Consider the following 17,472-nt stretch of genomic DNA (forward strand, 5'->3'; position numbering starts at 1 on the left):
CCGTTTTACAAAACCGAATTATAGATTACCTTTGTGTATCTAAAATTCTAACGCGTGCTTTCAACCCTTACCATTTCCAATTACGCATTAATAGACAGTCTAGAAGTGGACTTTAATAAAGGTTTTACCGTTATTACAGGTGAAACAGGTGCCGGTAAATCAATTTTATTGGGTGGTTTGTCCTTGGTATTGGGCAAACGAGCGGATTTAAGTTCCCTAAGGGTCAAAGATCAAAAATGTATCATTGAAGGAACTTTTAAAATTGATACTTACGGTCTTCAAAGTTTTTTTGAGGAAAATGATTTGGATTATGAGGATAGTACCGTCATTAGACGTGAGATTTTACCAAGTGGAAAGTCTAGGGCGTTTGTGAACGATACCCCGGTTACTTTGGGGGTGTTGTCTACATTGGGAGAAAACTTAATAGATATTCATTCTCAACATCAAACCATGCAACTTACTGAAAATGATTTTCAGTTAAAATTGGTGGATGCTCTGGCTAATAATCAAAAACGGTTAACCGATTACAGAAAAGATTTAAAGATCTATCGTAAGGCTCAAAAGGAACTTCAAAATCTTATTGAAGTGCAAAGTACGGCTATTAAGGAGCAAGACTATAATACCTTTATGTTAGAGGAGCTTGAAAAAGCACCATTAAAAGAAGGTATTATTGAGTTGTTAGAAGAGGAGTATGAGCAATTGAACAATGTTGAGTTGATCATGGAACAGCTTTCTAAAGGAGATCAATTGTTCAATGATGAGCAAATAGGGGTATTACCTTTGGTTACGGAAATGCGTCAATCACTTTCTAAATTGGTGGATTTTGGAGCTAATTATAAAGATTTGTACGAGCGTGTTCAATCGGTTTTGATAGAATTGGATGATGTAAATTCTGAATTGCAACGTTTGCAAGACGGTGTAGAGGCAAACCCAGATCAATTGGAGCAGGTTAACGGCAAGCTTCAGCAACTATATGATCTTCTTAAAAAACACAACGCAAGTGATGTATTAGAATTGATCGAGATTAAAAATGCACTTGCGGATAAGGTATTTGAAACAGCTAATTTAGACGAGAAAATTACATTGAAGACCAAAGAGATTCAAGAAATGGAATCTGTTTTGGGTAAACAAGCTTTGGTTATTCGTGAAAAACGAAAATCTGTTATTCCACAATTAAAGAAAAAGCTGGAATCAGATTTAAATTTACTGGGCATGCCAAGCGCATCATTTCAAATAGGTCTTACCGATACCAGCACTTTCTTAGCAACTGGTATGGATGAACTATCGTTTCTTTTTACCGCGAATAGAGGTGGTAACTATGGTGAATTAAAAAAAGTAGCATCAGGCGGTGAGCTATCAAGAATTATGCTGGTTATAAAAGCATTGCTTGCCAAATATGAAAAGTTGCCTACCATTATGTTCGATGAAATAGATACTGGGGTGTCTGGCGAAATATCTAATAGAATGGCAGATATTATGAAAGATATGAGTACGGACCTTCAAGTATTTTCCATTACCCATTTACCTCAAGTGGCATCTAAAGGAAATCATCACTTTAAGGTTTTTAAAACTGAAGGTGCTGAACGTACCATGACAAATTTAAAAGAGCTTACCACTGAGGAAAGAGTTGTGGAACTAGCACATATGCTAGGTGGTAAAGATTTGTCAGATTCGGCATTGGCACATGCAAAACAACTTTTAAATTAAGGGTTTTTACTGGTCACTTCAATTTTGTTTTAACATATTTTAGATATCTTTGAATATTAAATCAAACTATACAATTTACCATCATGGGATATAACTTATTAAAAGGAAAAAGGGGAATTATTTTTGGAGCATTGGATGAAAATTCTATTGCGTGGAAAACAGCACAAACTGTACATGATGAAGGTGGTACTTTTGTTTTGACAAATGCCCCAATTGCCATGAGAATGGGTCAAATAGACGAGTTGGCAAAGAAAACCGGTTCAGAAATTATTCCCGCAGATGCTACTAGTGTTGAAGATTTAGATAATTTAGTTGCTAAATCTGTTGAGATTCTAGGAGGAAAAATTGACTTTGTATTACACTCTATTGGTATGTCTGTAAATGTACGTAAAGGAAGAGCGTATACAGATGAGAAATATGATTTTACCCAAAAAGGTTGGGATGTTTCGGCATTATCATTTCATAAGGTAATGCAATCGTTATATAAAGCAGATGCTATGAATGAGTGGGGTAGTATTGTGGCCTTGACTTATATGGCGGCTCAAAGAACTTTTCCGGATTACAATGACATGGCAGATAATAAGGCGTATTTAGAATCTGTTGCTCGTAGTTTTGGATACTTCTTTGGTAAAGAGAAAAAAGTTCGTGTAAATACCATTTCACAATCACCTACGGCCACTACTGCTGGACAAGGGGTAAAAGGTTTTGACGGATTCATTAGTTATGCGGAAAAAATGTCTCCGTTAGGTAATGCATCGGCTCAAGATTGTGCTGATTATACCATAACCTTATTTTCAGATCTTACAAGAAAAGTGACCATGCAGAACTTGTTTCATGATGGTGGTTTCTCTAACACAGGAGTTAGTCAAGAGGTTATAGAGAAATTTTAATCAATATTTTAGTTTTCCAATTTCATTGGAGCCTATTCATAAAAGGAGAGTTATAATGAACTTATCGTTTTCTTTTATCATTCCTGTATACAATAGACCCAATGAAATTAAAGAGTTATTGGATAGTCTACGTTTACAGACCTATGATCAACCTTTTGAAGTAGTAATCGTTGAAGATGGTTCAACTATTTCATCAGAAGAAGTTATAGGTGAGTACGTAGACTATTTGTCCATTTCATATTATAAAAAAGCAAATTCTGGTCCAGGTGATTCCCGTAATTACGGTATGGTTAAGGCAAAGGGCAATTATTTTATTGTGTTGGACTCTGATTGTATATTACCTCCACAATATTTAAAAGAAGCGGAAAAAAGTCTAAAGGATGATTTTGTGCATTGTTATGGAGGTCCAGATGCTGCTCATGAATCATTTTCTACGGTACAAAAGGCAATTAATTATGCCATGACTTCATTTTTAACTACTGGCGGCATACGTGGAGGTAAGAGGGCGGTAGACAAATTTCAACCCAGAAGTTTTAATATGGGTATATCTAAAGAAGCCTTTGAAAATGTTGGTGGTTACGGTAATATACACCCAGGTGAAGATCCGGATCTTACTATTCGTATTTGGAACAAAGGCTATAGAACAAAATTGATTTCAGAAGCTTTTGTGTATCATAAAAGAAGAATAGACTGGAACAAGTTTTATATTCAGGTCAACAAATTTGGAATGGTTAGGCCCATTTTAAACAAATGGCATCCGGAAACAAAAAAGGTTACATATTGGTTTCCAACCGTTTTTTGTTTAGGATTTATATTAGCATTGATTTTGTTGTTTTTAGGTTTTAAGGTGTTATGGTTTATGTATTGCACATACTTTTTGGTTTTGTTTATTGATGCGCTTTTGAAAACACGAAATTTAAAAGTTTCGTTTTTGGCATTATTGGCAACTGCGATACAATTTTTTGGATATGGATACGGATTTTTAAAATCAACCCTGTATATTAATTTTTCTAATAAAGAACCAGAGGAGATTTTTCCTAAATTATTTTTTAGAGTGAAGTAATGGAGCGTTTGCTAGAATGGATCAAAACAGGATTAAAAAAAAGAAAGGTGAAAATCTTTCTAATATTCTTGTTATGTGCTTCACTTGCTTGGTTGATCAATAAACTGTCTTTAACATATACAAGTAACACCAGTTTTAAAGTTGAATATATTAATATACCAGATGATTTTTTACTGGCAACTAGCCCTAAAGATGAAATAGCTGTAAGATTAAAAGCTGTCGGATTTCAATTTTTAGGCTATGAATTAAAGCCTAAACACATTCAATTAGATGTGAGTAAGGTAATGTATAACAATGATAGATATTACCTCACCTCTGATCAAATAAGAATACAATTAGAAGCTCAATTGAGTAATTCAAGTGCTTTGGTAGATTTTGAAAGTGATGCCATTTATTTTGATTTTACTTCTTTGGAGACTAAGAAAATACCGGTTGAGGCGGTATTGCAACTAGATTTTTCTGCAAACCATATACTTGAAGGAGACATTAAGGTAGATCCAGATTCAATACAAGTTTCTGGTCCAAAAAGCCAGATTGATTCCATAAGAGTTGTAAGGTCAATGAAAGTTATAAAAGACAATTTAAATAGTACCTTTGTTGAAGACGTGGATCTAAACTTGCCAAAAAATTTGAATGGCACTTCGTTTTCTGACCACAAAGTACAAATCTCAGGTAAAGTGGTGAAGTTTTCTGAAAAGGTGTTAGCCGTTCCTGTACAAGTAATTAATCTACCTGATAATGTTCAAGTGCGTACGTTTCCAGAGGTAGTGGAAGTACGCTGTCAAGGTACACTAGATCATTTAAAAGAATTGGAAGAAGAGGATTTTGTTGTTGAGGCAGATTACGCTAAAACCAATAAAGAAACCGGTAATAGGTTGTCAATTCAACTGGTACAATATCCTAAAACATTGCATAATGTTGTTCTAAGTGTTAATGAGGTAGAATTTATTTTGCGAAGAGAATGAAAGTGGTAGGTCTAACCGGTGGTATAGGCAGTGGTAAATCTACTGTGTCCAAAATGTTTTTAGAGTTGGGTGTTCCCGTTTACAATTCAGACGAGCGAGCAAAAAAATTAATGAATACATCTGCGGAGATAAAAAATCAAATTATTGCTTTTTTGGGTAAAGAATCTTACCATGAAGAAAAGTTAAACAGAGCATATATCGCAAAAAAGGTGTTCAATGATACCACTTTGTTAGCGCAGCTTAATGCTATTGTGCATCCGGTAGTTAGAGAAGATTTTCTTAAATGGACAGGTGAGCAAGAGTATTGTTATGTAATTCAAGAAACGGCCTTGTTGTTCGAAAATAATGCGCGGCATTTATACGATAGTATTATTTTGGTCACCGCGCCAAAAGAAGAACGTATCTCACGGGTAGTAAGTAGGGATAATGGAACAAGGGAACAAGTAATTGCCAGAATGAACAATCAAATGGACGATGAAGAGAAATTGAACTTAAGTGATTTCGTTATAGAAAATATTGACATAGAAAGAACTAGGTCAATTGTCCTTCAAGTACACGCTGCAATCATAACTGATTGCTAGTAATTTAGCAATTTTAACATTTTTGTTAAGGTTAGGTTAAACGTACTATCGTCTAACTGTTAAATCTTTAATTTTATCCCCCAATGAACAAAAAGTTATTTGTGCTCTTAGTAGTTTTAATGAGCCTTTCACTTATTGGTCTGATTTTCGTTCAAAGTTTTTGGATAAGCAAATCCATTGATAGTAGTGAAGAACAGTTTTCAAGCAGTGTTTCAGAAGCGTTGAACAGTGTTACCAATAAGATTACGGAAAGAGAATCAAAAAATTACTTCGATAGATATTTACATGCGAAGGATAGTGCAGGTGGTGAACTAAAAGGGGCACAGCTTACAAATTTTTTCTTTATTGATCGAGATATCAATTCTAACGAAATCTTACTGTATGAGCACGGTATTTTAGAAGAGGATTACGGAATCTCGTCTACGTTCTTTGATAGTAGTGATGGTGCGGATACTACCATCATTAAAAATTATACCAGTAAACGAACTACTTCTATTTTTAAAGAAGATTTTGATTTAGAAGGAAATACACCGCGTTTAAATCCTATTCAACGAATTGAGAAAATTGGAGGTCTTAATAAAATGGAAAAGGCCGCAATGGAAGAAATGTTTATGGTTCATGCCAAACGCGTTCCAATTCATAAACGTGTATCAAAACAAGAGATAGAGTTGTTATTACAGCGTGAACTTGAGAATAGAGGTGTAGATATCTCTTTTGAATATGGTGTGTACAGTAATGGCTTACCTACCAAAGTAAAGTCATCTAAGTTTAAATATGCCGAAGCAAATATCTATAAATCTCCTATGTTCGTAGATTTTGAAGGGGTTTCAAATTTCGATTTGTTAGTTTCGTTTCCTAAGAAAAAACGTTTCTTGGTGCAGTCTATTTTAGGTCTGGCAATGCTTTCATTATTGTTTACCATTATTATTGTGGTAGCTTATGCAGGGGCAATATATCAGTTGATCCGTCAGAAACAGATATCTGAAATTAAAACTGATTTTATTAATAACATGACGCATGAGTTCAAAACTCCCATTGCGACCATTAATTTAGCTGTTGAGGCAATCAGGAATCCTAAGATAATTGTTGATCAAGAAAAGGTTTTAAGGTACTTGCAGATGATACGTGATGAGAACAAACGTATGCATGCCCAAGTAGAAAACGTTCTAAGAATATCTAAGTTGGAAAAAAATCAGCTGGATATTAGTAAGGATAGGGTTAATGTGCACGACATTATAGAAGATGCAATTACCCACGTAGAATTGATCGTAGATGATCGGGGCGGTTATATTCACACTCATTTAGATGCGGAACGTTCAGAAGTATTGGCGAATGAGATGCATTTTACGAATGTAATTGTCAATATGTTGGATAATGCCATTAAGTACTCTGAAGATGCACCAAAAATAGATGTGTTCACAGAACGAGCTAAAAACTATATCATAATTAAAGTTCAAGATCAAGGAGCTGGTATGAGTAAAGGTGTAGTCAAGAAAGTATTTGAAAAATTCTATCGAGAACACACTGGAGATATACATAACGTTAAAGGTCACGGATTAGGACTGGCTTACGTAAAGAAAATAGTAGAAGACCACCAAGGCGAAGTTTATGCCGAAAGTGAAAAAGGAAAAGGAAGTACATTTTACATCAAATTGCCGTTAATATAAAAAAATATGGAAACAATAAACAAGAAGATACTTTTAGTTGAGGACGATCCAAATTTTGGAATTGTGTTGAAAGATTATTTGTCAATGAACGATTTCGATGTCACCTTGGCTAAGAATGGAATGGAAGGTTTTGAGAAGTTTAAAAAAGATAATTATGACATCTGTATATTGGATGTTATGATGCCTTATAAAGATGGTTTTACCTTGGCGAAGGAGATTCGTGAAAAGAATGAGAACGTGCCAATTGTTTTCTTGACGGCGAAAACAATGAAAGAAGATGTTCTTAAAGGGTATAAGGCAGGTGCAGATGATTATTTGAATAAACCATTTGATTCTGAGGTATTGTTAATGAAGCTAAAAGCTATTCTTCAAAGAAAGGCTTCTAACGGATTGGCGGACAGTAAGAAATTTGAATTTACTATTGGTGGTTTCCATTTGAATTCTAAATTAAGATTCTTGAAGTACAAAGATGAAGAATCAATAAAATTATCTCCAAAAGAGAATGAATTGTTACGTTTGTTGGCCTTACATGAAAACGATCTTATGCCAAGAGAATTGGCATTAACAAAGATTTGGAGAGATGATAACTACTTTACTTCTCGTAGTATGGATGTTTATATAGCCAAATTACGTAAGTATTTAAAAGTAGATGATACTGTTGAGATTTTAAATATTCACGGTGAAGGATTCCGTTTGGTCGTAAAGACAGAAGGTGAATAATTCACTATTCCAGATACTAAAAAAGCATCCAATTTATTGGATGCTTTTTTGTTTTAGAGCTTTCTCATAATGTCGTTGACAATATCATTGGGTTCTTGGTCAATTGATACGGTAATTGCCTCTAAAGGTACTTCAAGAATATCAAATTGAGATTGTAGTAGTCCCGCGGGCATATAATGATTTTTTCTTGCACTCAACCTTTTGTCTATAAGGTCAAAACTTCCTTCTAAATAAACGAACTTATGCTTGTCCTCTAAATTCTTACTAAGAATAGTTCTATATTTTTTTTTAAGGGAAGAACATACAATTACGGCACCAGTAGCTAAATTTTCTATTGCTACCTCATTTAATTTTTCTAACCAGCCTTGGCGATCATCATCATTTAAGGGGTGACCTGCTTTCATTTTCTTTACGTTCGCTTCTGGATGAAAATCATCACCATCAAAAAACGGAAACTGTAGTTTATTGGCCAATAATTTCCCAATAGTAGACTTTCCGCTGCCCGAAACACCCATTACATATAGAATCTGTTTTTTAACCATGCTTTAGTTTTTTAATTTCATCGTCAATTTCATTTAAAAGCTTTTTAGGTTCATAATCATAATTGACCCAAATGGTATTTTTATTGCGCAAGAACCAAGTAAGTTGCCTCTTTGCAAATCTTCTGGTATTTTTTTTAATTTCTGAAACGGCAAAGTCTAAAGTCCAATCTCCTTCAAAATACTTGAATAATTCTTTATATCCAACGGTTTGTAGGGCATTCAAGTTTTTAAAAGCTAGCATATTCTTTGCCTCTTCCAATAACCCGTTATCGATCATTAAATCAACTCGTTTATTGATACGGTCGTAAATTATAGGTCTTTCCGCCTTTAGTCCAATAGTTAAAACATTGAAATTTCTTTTTTCCTTAGGTTGATTTACAAAAGAAGAGTAGGGTGTACCGCTGCCAATAGTAACTTCAAGCGCCCTAATGACACGTTGCGGATTGTTGATATCTACTTTGCCGTAATAGGTTGGGTCCAATTCCTTGAGTTTTGTCTGTAAAGCAGCTATCCCAGAATTTTCTAATTCGGCGTTCAATTGTTTACGAATGTTTGGGTCTACTGTGGGGAAATTATTTAATCCTTCTGTTATTGCATTTACATAAAGACCACTGCCGCCAACCATAATTACTACTTTGTGTTTTTCAAAGAGGTGAGATAGTTTTTGTAAAGCCTCTCGTTCAAAATCGCCTACCGTATATGTTTCTAAGATACTTTTATGTTGTATAAAATGGTGTTTGGCTTGTGCTAGTTCTTCTTTATCGGGAACAGCGGTGCCAATATTCATTTCTTTAAAGAACTGTCTAGAATCCGCAGATATAATTTCGGTCTTGAAATAATTTGCTAATAGAATACCTAATTTGGTTTTGCCAATGGCAGTTGGCCCCACTACAGAAATTAAAATATTATTCATTAAGTAAAGATCCACAATTATAACAATGGGTAGCATCATCTCTATGACCCTCTTTGGTGCATGTTGGGCAACACTGTGTGTTAACATGTACATAGCTGCCAGAATTCTTTAGAGTAGAGGTGTCTTTACCTTGTTTTGCAAACTCAGCGGTTACCATACCTGTAGGTACGGCAATAATACCATAACCCAATAACATAATAATGGTAGCAATAGCTTGGCCTTGTGGTGTTATAGGGGCAATGTCTCCATAACCAACAGTAGTAAGTGTAACAATAGTCCAATATATGCTAGTAGGTATGCTTGTAAACCCAGCTTCGTCACCTTCAACCAAGTACATTAAAGTACCCATCATAACTGATGCAATAAGAACGGCAAATAGAAATACCGTGATTTTTGCCCTACTTGCTTTTAATGCTCTTTTCAGTTGCGATGCTTCACCAAGAAAACGTGCTAATTTTAATATTCTGAAAACACGTAGTAACCTAAATGCTCTAACCGCTAAAAGCACCTGAGAACCCGCAAAAATATAGGAGATATATAATGGTATAGTGGATAAAAAATCAATAATACCATAAAAACTGAATATATAATTACTTGGTTTTTTAATGCATATAATTCTTGCGATATATTCAATAGTAAAGAAAATAGTTACCAACCATTCTAATATAAATAGTGTTTCATGATATTCTGCATCTATAGCTTTTACGCTTTCCAGCATTATAAGTATAACACTGAAAATAATGATGATGAACAAAATAATATCGAACAATTTACCCATAGGGGTATCTGCTTCATAAATGATTTCATGAAGTTTTTGTTTCCATGGAGATAATTTTTGGTCTTCTTTCAAACTAATCGTTTAATTCCAATATTTTAAGTACTCGTTTTTTTCTTAAGTAAGATTCAATTAGATAATTGGCATCTCGTGTACCGTTCATAGGGGTAATTATACTTTCTAAGATATGAATATTATTTATTTGATGGTTCAAATCATAGAAACCTAAACCTACCAAAGATCCGTTTTTAAGTAAAATAGCACTTTGTTCGCCTATTTCCCTGCCTTTGTCTATTATCAAAACCTTGTTGCCCTTAATACTGTTTTTGGTTATTGCCGCGGTTACCCTTTTGTTATACTCGGCTACATCTTCTTTGTTGATACATGCTCCTAGGCACGTGCCTTCATCATAACCTGAGCAATTATTTCTAGCTTCGCTAATGCCATTTAGTTTCTCGCACAGACCAAACTCCTTAGTAATCTTATAACGATAATTTTTTGCACTAAATACACCGTTAAAAAGACCTAGAGGTTCTTTACATTCTCTATAAGGCTCTATTTTTAACTTATAATACCCATGTTCATCAATAGTTGTGCAAATTGCATGACTGTACATTCGTTTTTTAGGAATGGTGCTGTATTTAGGCCTTATTTTAAGCAGTTCTTGATGTTCTTTTAAAATTGCTACCAAGTCATTCCCAGTGAGTTCATAAGTTACTTTCTTGGTTTCTTTGGCGAGCTTTTTAAATTTTTGGTTGGACTTGGTAAAGATTTGATTCACCTTTTTCTTTAGATCACTGGTTTTACTAAGGTGAATAATGTCCCCGTCCTTATTGTGCATATAGAACACTCCGGTTTCATTGGGTAGGTCTCTTACGATATCCAATTGCTTTTCAGACAGTTCCCCTTGGGTTTCTTTTCTAATAGCGTCTTTGATGATAATCTTTTCAGAATCTTTGGCCAATAAGAGCTTAAAAAGTTTGACCGTAGCCAAAGCATCGCCATTTGCCCGGTGCCTGTCACTAACAGGTATGCCCAAGGATCTTACCAATTTTCCTAAACTATAGGATTCTGCATCTGGCAGTAATAATTTTGAAAGATCTACGGTACAAAGCGTTTTGCGTTCAAAATTGTACCCTAGGCGCCTAAACTCTGTCCTTAAGATTCTGTAGTCGAACTGTGCATTATGGGCTACAATAACGGTATCTTCCGTAATTTCTATTATTCGTTTGGCTACTTCGTAAAACTTAGGTGCAGTTCTCAACATTTTACTGTTAATCCCAGTAAGTTTTACTACAAAAGGCTGAATCTCTTTCTCGGGGTTTACTAGGCTTATGAACTTGTCTACTACTTTTTGACCATCAAATTTGTGAATAGCAATTTCAGTAATTCCTTCCTCATTAAATTTTCCTCCCGTGGTTTCAATATCTAAAATTGCGTACATGTATAATTATCTGTTTTGGACGGCGGTAGTTTTTAGCGTTAATTTCTGGAGCCAAAGATACTACTTCCTATACGTACCATAGTACTACCTTCTTCAATTGCAATTTGGTAGTCACCGCTCATGCCCATTGAAAGCGTTGTAAAATCTGCATATTCACTTTTAAGTTTTAAGTATAGCGAATGTAAGCTTTTGAACTCACGCCTTACCTGATTCATATTTTCGGTAAAAGTAGCCATACCCATTAATCCCACTATTTTTACATTTTTATGCGATTTGAAATTTTCGTTGCGTACTAAGTCTAGCAATTCTTCTTCGTTAAATCCGAATTTGGTGTCTTCCTCAGCAATGTGAACTTGTAAAAGACATGGTATGGTTCTATTATGTTTTTCAGCTTGTTTGTTGATTTCGGCTAAAAGTCTTGGACTATCTACACCATGAACCAAACTAACATATTCAGCCATGTACTTTACCTTATTTCGTTGAAGGTGACCTATCATATGCCATTCAATATCTTTTGGCATTTTCTCCCATTTTTCGGTCATTTCTTGCACCCTGTTCTCTCCAAAAATACGCTGGCCTTGGTCATACGCTTCTTGAATATCAGAAATAGGTTTTGTTTTAGATACGGCAACCAATGTTACGGAATTGGGTATGGTTTTTTTAACAGCTAAAAGATTTTCTTTTATGGACATACACTTGATTTCAACTACTACTTAGTTTTAAATTGACTTGATACCACCTCGGCTTTTTTGCTTTCGGCATAATCATAAAATCCTTCACCGGATTTTATACCTTTCTTTCCGGCCATAACCATATTTATCAATAATGGGGAAGGCGCATATTTTGGGTTTTTGAATCCATCGTACATAACGTTCAAAATAGAAAGGCATACATCTAAACCAATAAAATCTGCTAATTGGAGAGGTCCCATGGGGTGCGCCATTCCAAGTTTCATTACCGTGTCAATTTCTTCTACGCCTGTAACACCATGATGTAATGTTTCTATGGCCTCATTGATCATTGGCATTAATATTCTGTTTGCTACAAAACCAGGATAGTCATTAACCTCGGTAGGTGTTTTTCCTAATTTTTTAGAAAGTTCCATAATAATGTTAGTCGTCTCGTTAGAAGTACTATAACCACGAATGATTTCAACTAGCTTCATTATTGGAACAGGATTCATGAAGTGCATACCTATTACCTTGTCAGCTCTATTGGTTACAGCTGCTATTTGCGTAATGGAAATTGATGATGTATTTGAGGCTAAAATTGTATTGTTGTTACAGACAGCGTCTAGCTCCTTAAAAATGTTCAGTTTTATAGTTACATTTTCTGTGGCTGCCTCTATGGCAAGGTCTACATTTTTTACCCCTGTTTTTAATTCAGTAAACAGTGTAATGTTGGCCAATGTATTTGTCTTGTCGTCATTGGTTATTTTTTCTTTTGCCACCATACGATCTAAATTGTTGGCAATAGTACTTAAACCTTTGTCAAGTGCTTCTTGCGAAACATCTATTAGGTGAACTTGAAATCCGCTTTGCGCAAATACATGAGCTATTCCGTTACCCATAGTACCAGCACCTATAACTGCTATTTTATTCATATTTTTTTTGGATTGAATGCTGCGATAATTTGTAAAGCTACTTTTAATGCTTGTGTGCCCTGTTTTAAACTAACAACTGGTGTTGAATTGTTTTCAATGGCTTCGGCAAAAGATTCTAATTCGTCTAAAATGGCGTTGTTGGTTTCAATGGACGGATTTTCAAAATATATCTGCTTCTTTATTCCTTCAGCATTTTGAAGGATCATATCAAAATCACCAGGTTCTTTAGGAGCGTCTTTCATTTTGACCACTTCAACTTTCTTTTCCAAAAAATCTACTGAGATATAGGCATCCTTTTGAAAGAAACGCGACTTACGCATATTTTTTAATGAAATTCTACTTGCCGTTAAATTGGCTACACAACCATTTTCGAATTCCAATCTAGCGTTTGCAATATCTGGGGACTGACTTATTACAGATACCCCGCTCGCATTAACCTGCACAACTTCAGAATTAACGACACTTAAAATAGCATCTATATCGTGTATCATTAAATCTAAAACAACTGGTACATCTGTACCTCTTGGGTTAAATTCTGCCAATCTATGGGACTCAATGAACATTGGGTCTTTTATAGCGTGTTTTACAGCTGTAAATGCAGGGTTAAAACGCTCAACATGGCCAACTTGACCTTTAACGTTATATTCTTGTTCTAAGGCCAATAGAGAGTTTGCTTCTTCTATTGTATGGGTAATGGGTTTTTCTATAAAAATATGCTTGCCCTTTTCTATGGCCTGTTTGGCACATTCATAATGAGAAAGGGTAGGGGTAACAATGTCCACCACGTCTACGGCATTCATTAAATCTTCAAGCTTTTCAAAATAGGTATATCCGAATTCCTTGCTAACTTTTTCGCCATTTGTACTATCGGCATCGTAGAAACCGATAAGTTCATATTTTTTAGAATCATTTAGGAGTCTCAGGTGAATCTTACCTAGATGCCCCGCTCCTAAAACACCAACTTTTAACATTTGTATCGTTTTCCCCAAAAATACGCATAGTTAGGTACTTTTAGGTTATCGGTTATTTCAATTTTATCAAAAAATGGATATTAGTTTTAATAGGTTCTTCCATCGTTAAAAGAACTTTGTTAACTTTGAAGAACAAACCGACTACCATTGAAAGATACCTTAAAACACAGGGGAATGCGCAACCACCTAGCGCAAGTATTGATTGACAAAGGAATAGCAGATAAAAAGGTCCTGGACGCCGTAAGGCAAATACCAAGACATTTGTTTATGGATAGTAGCTTTGAAGGTCATGCCTATCAAAACAAGGCATTTCCCATTGCTGCAAACCAAACTATTTCACACCCTTATACCGTAGCTTTCCAAACAGAGTTATTACAAGTAGAGCCTGGTCAAAAAATATTGGAGATCGGTACAGGTAGTGGTTATCAAACAGCGGTTCTATTAAAACTTAAGGTGAAGGTGTATACCATTGAACGACAATTGGAACTTTTTAAAAAAACCAATATTTTTTTCAAAAAAATGGGATATAGACCAAAGCAGGTGATTTTTGGTGATGGATATAAAGGCTTGCCCAAAGAAGCTCCGTTTGATCGTATCATTGTTACTGCAGGTGCACCAGAGGTACCCAAAGCATTGTTGTCACAATTAAAAGTGGGGGGCAGGTTAGTAATCCCTATTGGTTTTGAAGAACAAATAATGACCCTTTTCGTCAGAACTACGGAAAAAGAATTTTCAAAGACAGAATACGGGTCTTTTAGATTTGTACCCTTATTGGAAAATAAGAACTAATTATTAAAGTTCTTTTTAATACGGTCAAGATCTCTTTTGTTATCTCGATCCTTAATGGTTTCTCTTTTGTCGTAGAGTTTTTTACCCTTTGCTAGTGCTATCTGCATTTTTGCTAGTCCGCGGTCATTTATAAATACTCTAAGTGGAACTATAGTAAGACCAGATGTTTTTACTTCTTTGCTAAGCTTTTTAAGTTCTCTTTTCTGAAGAAGTAATTTACGTTCCGCTTTAGGTTTATGATTAAAATGCGATGCATGTGAATACTCGTCTATTTGCATATTGATTACAAATAGTTCGTCATTGTCGTTAAATTCACAAAAGCTTTCCGAAATTGATGCACGACCTTCTCTAATGGCCTTGATCTCGGTACCGGCCAAAACGATACCTGCCGTGAACTTGTCCTGTAGCTCATATTCAAAACGAGCTCTTTTGTTCTTAATGTTTATTGTATTCTGCATTACCTACAAAAGTAAGAACTATTCATTTAATGATTTGATCTTTTGTAACTATTTACACGTATTAATCGGATAAAATAGTATTATTTTGGACAGTTGCAGTTAAATATGAGTTTATCCACAGAAGGTGTGCCATTAGTGATTTTAACTATAAATAAAGTGCCGTTTTCACTGTCGTCAATACTATAGAATTTTTGTTCGTCAATTAACTTGTTTACAAACTCAGGTGTTGTATTACTATGTCCTACAATTAAAACGTTCTTATTTAAATTTTCGCTTTTAAATTGGGCAATATCAATTAAGGTTGGGTCGTAATATTGAACATCTATATTCTGTTTTACCGAAGTTGGAGCAGCGGTCATAGACGTTCTATTATAATCAGTGGAATATATGGCATCTAATTCTACGTCTGCCAATATTTCTGCCCAGTGCATGGCTCTTCCCAAACCTTGCTGCGTTAATTCTGGGTCTGCATCATCAGGATTGCTTCTATCTTTTTCCGCATGCCTTATCAAGTAAAAAGTAGAAATGGAAGTTTCTTCTTGAGATTTATCAATGGTGGGTTCATCTTTGCAAGAAAGATTGATAGCCAGCAAAATAAAAAGGATATATTTGAATGCTTTCATGAAAATATGTTTGGTGTATTAATTTAATAACTAAAATTACTTCAAAATAGTACTATAAATAGTCTAATTTTTGTTTTTTTGCATATGAAAAAATTTTGTGGGACACTTCTTATTGGTTTTGTAGTTCTTGGTCTTAAGGCTCAGGAAGTAGTACTTCCTACCGATTTTAGGCAACAAAACTTAACTGAATACAACGGGAGTATAGTAAACCCTGCATATAGTTTAGACCGTAATAATCCATCTTCTTTAGCATTTTGGTCTAGATGGCAGTGGCAAACTTATGACGGTGATCCAACTTCTCTCTTTTTAAATTATACAGCTAGATTAAATGATGTTTCGGCTGCTGGTATTGGCTTTTTTCAACACAATACGGGTATTTTTTTAAATACAGGGGCAAACTTAAATTATGCGTATAATATTGCACTTGGTGAAGATATCTTCTTAGGGGTTGGGTTAAATGTTTTTGCCTTTCAACAAAAATTAGCTGACGATCGTTTTTTTGTTCCTAATCCTATACAGACCTCCGCTGAAAATGATTTTATACTACAAATGGCTCCCGGTATAAATTTAAGTATCGATAGATTTAATATTGGGTTGACTTCTGAAAATTTGTTCGATTATAATTTTACCACTAACGAACGTAACACTAGTCCTGATGATAGGATGTTTCAGGCATTGGTAAGTTACGATTTTCCTGTAAGTGTGTTAAGTAGTGATGATGGTTCAGTATTTAGACCAATGCTGTATTATAAAACAATTCCAGGATTGGATAATCAAATCGGGTTAATCACCTTATTGACAACTAATAAATATTGGGCGCAAGCTGGGTATAATAGTTTTTATGGATTTTCAGGTGGTATTGGTGGTCGTTTCTTTAAGAGATTATCTTTTGGTGCATTGGTTGAAGTGGGTACAAGTTCAGATTTAAAGGGTCAAGATCCTACATTTGAGTTGGTCACTTCTTATAAATTAGGAAAACAACAGACACCGGCAGAAGAGCTTGAAGAGCAATTAATTGCTGAGGAGAAAAATAAGGAAGAATTACTTGGTCAGCAAGAGGAAATTGAAGTGGCTACTACTGAATTGACCAAAGCGGAAAAATTGGCTCTAAAACGTGAGTCTAAAAAACAAGAACGTTTAGCGCTTATAGAAAGTAAAAGGATAAAAGATTCTATTCAAAATGCATCTAGACAATCAGATTTGGCAGTTAAACAATCTAAAAGGGATATTAAAAGAAAGCGTGACTCGCTAGAGAATGCCAAAGCAGAGCAAGCTTTGGCAGAAGCAAAGGCTTTGCAGCAACAAAGGCAAAAAGACTCCATAGCGGCCGTAATGAAGAGCAAGGCAGAAGCGGTTGCATTGGCACAGCAAAGAAGACAAGATTCTATAGCTGAAAGTAAGGCTTTGGCAATGAGAAATGAGGTCGTGGAAGTAAAAGCTGGCGAAAAATATGAAGAAGTTACCAAAGAGGGTGCTTTGGAACCGGGGTATTATTTGATTGCCAACGTTTTCGGAACTAAAAAATACTTGGATGCTTTCTTGGCAGACATGAAAAAAAGAGGGATAAGTGCCAAATCTTTCTTTAGGGAAAAGAATAAATATAATTATGTATACTTAGCTAAGTTTGATTTTATCAAAGATGCGAGACAAGCAAGAGACTCTAAATTGAATGGTAAGTACACCGATAAAATCTGGATATTCAGGGTTACAGGTGAGTAAAGAACTTTATCTCTTACAAAATACACCCTTGGTTAGAACTGA

18 protein-coding genes are annotated in these 17,472 nt (G+C 35.0%); 9 read left to right on the forward strand and 9 right to left on the reverse strand.

Annotated elements, in window-relative coordinates:
- Positions 1-54 precede the first annotated feature (54 nt).
- From recN to VBZ51_RS10330, 7 genes are all read left to right on the forward strand, one after another.
- Complete coding sequence (gene recN / locus VBZ51_RS10300) at positions 55-1,707, forward strand: DNA repair protein RecN (RefSeq protein WP_416576862.1); 1,653 nt, start codon at positions 55-57, stop codon at positions 1,705-1,707.
- Positions 1,708-1,790: 83 nt separating this feature from the next.
- Positions 1,791-2,597, forward strand: a complete 807-nt coding sequence (locus VBZ51_RS10305) for an enoyl-ACP reductase FabI (protein WP_058102959.1) — start codon at positions 1,791-1,793, stop codon at positions 2,595-2,597.
- 55 nt (positions 2,598-2,652) lie between these two features.
- Complete coding sequence (locus tag VBZ51_RS10310; protein ID WP_416576863.1) at positions 2,653-3,660, forward strand: glycosyltransferase; 1,008 nt, start codon at positions 2,653-2,655, stop codon at positions 3,658-3,660.
- Positions 3,660-4,625 carry a hypothetical protein gene (locus VBZ51_RS10315; protein WP_416576864.1) on the forward strand — a complete coding sequence of 322 codons (966 nt, stop codon included), beginning with the start codon at positions 3,660-3,662 and terminating at the stop codon, positions 4,623-4,625. Before VBZ51_RS10310 ends, VBZ51_RS10315 begins: the two co-directional genes overlap by 1 nt.
- Positions 4,622-5,206 (forward strand): dephospho-CoA kinase, encoded by a 585-nt coding sequence (coaE, locus tag VBZ51_RS10320; RefSeq protein ID WP_321827601.1) that lies wholly within the window; start codon positions 4,622-4,624, stop codon positions 5,204-5,206. The genes VBZ51_RS10315 and coaE overlap by 4 nt, the downstream gene beginning before the upstream one ends.
- Before the next feature lie 83 nt (positions 5,207-5,289).
- A complete protein-coding gene (locus VBZ51_RS10325; RefSeq protein WP_416576865.1) occupies positions 5,290-6,873 on the forward strand; it encodes a sensor histidine kinase in 1,584 nt (527 codons plus the stop codon).
- 6 nt (positions 6,874-6,879) lie between these two features.
- The gene (locus VBZ51_RS10330) at positions 6,880-7,593 is read left to right on the forward strand and encodes a response regulator transcription factor (RefSeq protein WP_027067244.1); all 714 of its coding nucleotides are present in this window, start codon (positions 6,880-6,882) and stop codon (positions 7,591-7,593) included.
- Positions 7,594-7,646: 53 nt separating this feature from the next.
- Here the strand turns inward: VBZ51_RS10330 and VBZ51_RS10335 are convergent, their stop codons facing one another.
- Genes VBZ51_RS10335 through VBZ51_RS10365 form a run of 7 tightly spaced genes read right to left on the reverse strand, consistent with a single transcriptional unit; the run spans position 7,647 to position 13,841 of the window.
- Complete coding sequence (locus VBZ51_RS10335) at positions 7,647-8,135, reverse strand: gluconokinase (protein WP_252736480.1); 489 nt, start codon at positions 8,133-8,135, stop codon at positions 7,647-7,649.
- Entirely contained in the window at positions 8,128-9,048 is a 921-nt protein-coding gene (gene miaA / locus VBZ51_RS10340; RefSeq protein ID WP_416576866.1) for a tRNA (adenosine(37)-N6)-dimethylallyltransferase MiaA, read from the reverse strand. Before miaA ends, VBZ51_RS10335 begins: the two co-directional genes overlap by 8 nt.
- On the reverse strand, positions 9,041-9,898 hold the full coding sequence (locus VBZ51_RS10345) for an ion transporter (protein ID WP_416576867.1): 858 nt from the start codon (positions 9,896-9,898) through the stop codon (positions 9,041-9,043). The genes miaA and VBZ51_RS10345 overlap by 8 nt, the downstream gene beginning before the upstream one ends.
- 1 nt (position 9,899) lies before the next feature.
- Complete coding sequence (locus VBZ51_RS10350; protein ID WP_416576868.1) at positions 9,900-11,267, reverse strand: exonuclease domain-containing protein; 1,368 nt, start codon at positions 11,265-11,267, stop codon at positions 9,900-9,902.
- A gap of 38 nt (positions 11,268-11,305) precedes the next feature.
- Positions 11,306-11,959 (reverse strand): YggS family pyridoxal phosphate-dependent enzyme, encoded by a 654-nt coding sequence (locus VBZ51_RS10355; RefSeq protein ID WP_416576869.1) that lies wholly within the window; start codon positions 11,957-11,959, stop codon positions 11,306-11,308.
- A gap of 17 nt (positions 11,960-11,976) precedes the next feature.
- A complete protein-coding gene (locus VBZ51_RS10360; RefSeq protein ID WP_416576870.1) occupies positions 11,977-12,870 on the reverse strand; it encodes a 3-hydroxyacyl-CoA dehydrogenase family protein in 894 nt (297 codons plus the stop codon).
- Positions 12,867-13,841: a Gfo/Idh/MocA family oxidoreductase gene (locus tag VBZ51_RS10365; protein ID WP_348359450.1), complete on the reverse strand. Its 975-nt coding sequence runs from the start codon at positions 13,839-13,841 to the stop codon at positions 12,867-12,869. The genes VBZ51_RS10360 and VBZ51_RS10365 overlap by 4 nt, the downstream gene beginning before the upstream one ends.
- 147 nt (positions 13,842-13,988) lie before the next feature.
- Here VBZ51_RS10365 and VBZ51_RS10370 point away from each other — a divergent pair, with 147 nt between their 5' ends.
- Positions 13,989-14,630, forward strand: coding sequence for a protein-L-isoaspartate(D-aspartate) O-methyltransferase (locus tag VBZ51_RS10370; RefSeq protein ID WP_058102947.1), 642 nt, complete (start codon positions 13,989-13,991; stop codon positions 14,628-14,630).
- Here the strand turns inward: VBZ51_RS10370 and smpB are convergent.
- Both smpB and VBZ51_RS10380 read right to left on the reverse strand, forming a co-directional pair.
- A complete protein-coding gene (gene smpB / locus VBZ51_RS10375; protein ID WP_416576871.1) occupies positions 14,627-15,088 on the reverse strand; it encodes an SsrA-binding protein SmpB in 462 nt (153 codons plus the stop codon). The genes VBZ51_RS10370 and smpB overlap by 4 nt on opposite strands.
- An 80-nt stretch (positions 15,089-15,168) precedes the next feature.
- Entirely contained in the window at positions 15,169-15,711 is a 543-nt protein-coding gene (locus VBZ51_RS10380) for a SixA phosphatase family protein (RefSeq protein ID WP_071342401.1), read from the reverse strand.
- A gap of 84 nt (positions 15,712-15,795) precedes the next feature.
- Between VBZ51_RS10380 and VBZ51_RS10385 the strand changes: the two genes are divergently transcribed.
- Complete coding sequence (locus VBZ51_RS10385; protein WP_416576872.1) at positions 15,796-17,430, forward strand: PorP/SprF family type IX secretion system membrane protein; 1,635 nt, start codon at positions 15,796-15,798, stop codon at positions 17,428-17,430.
- The last annotated feature ends 42 nt before the right edge of the window (positions 17,431-17,472 follow it).

The sequence above is a fragment of the Maribacter sp. HS genome, from assembly GCF_048059195.1.
In the GTDB taxonomy this organism is placed as follows: domain Bacteria; phylum Bacteroidota; class Bacteroidia; order Flavobacteriales; family Flavobacteriaceae; genus Maribacter; species Maribacter dokdonensis.